The organism is Paraburkholderia xenovorans (genome assembly GCF_046030735.1).
Taxonomy (GTDB): domain Bacteria; phylum Pseudomonadota; class Gammaproteobacteria; order Burkholderiales; family Burkholderiaceae; genus Paraburkholderia; species Paraburkholderia xenovorans_A.
This window is the reverse complement of the sequence record NZ_JAQQBV010000111.1, coordinates 1-703: the sequence shown is the minus strand read 5'-3', so window position 1 is coordinate 703 and position 703 is coordinate 1. Positions and strand designations below refer to the sequence as shown.

Below are 703 nucleotides of genomic sequence, written 5' to 3'. Positions count from 1 at the left end.
TGTTGGTTTGCACTGAATCCTGACCCAGGTTTTGCATCGAATATTGACCCACCCTTTGGACCGGTTTTCGGGGTTAGGTAGTGGGTGTTTGGGTCTTTTTTCTCTCCTTTTTAGGTTGTGTCGTGCTGTTCTTGAAACGATAGCTATCGTTTCCGGTTTCCACAATGTGGCAGTGATGCGTGAGCCTATCTAACAAGGCGGTCGTCATCTTCGCGTCGCCAAAGACACTTGCCCATTCCGAGAAGCTCAGATTGGTCGTGATGATGACGCTCGTGCGCTCGTAGAGTTTGCTAAGCAGGTGGAACAGCAAGGCGCCACCGTTCTGGCTGAATGGCAAATAGCCGAGCTCGTCGAGGATCACGACGTCGGCATACATCAGACGCAATGCCAGTTGACCCGGCTTTCCCACCAGCTTCTCTTGCTCAAGGGCGTTGACGAGCTCAATGGTCGAGAAGAAACGCACACGGCTTCGATCATGTTCGATCGCCTGTACCCCGATCGCTGTCGCCAGATGCGTTTTACCAGTGCCAGGTCCGCCGACCAGGACTACGTTCTGAGCTGGTGCCACGAACTCACATCGGTGCAACTGACGCACGGTCGCTTCGTTGACGTCGCTGCATTTGAAGTCGAAACCGTTCAGATCCCGATATGCAGGGAAGCGAGCGACCTTCATCTGATACGCCAGTGAGCGCACCTCGCGAGC

1 protein-coding gene is annotated in these 703 nt (G+C 54.3%); it reads right to left on the bottom strand.

Annotated elements, in window-relative coordinates:
* Positions 1-73: 73 nt before the first annotated feature.
* The coding region (istB, locus tag PQQ51_RS34345; protein WP_408501626.1) for an IS21-like element helper ATPase IstB at positions 74-703 on the bottom strand (630 nt) is incomplete at its 5' end.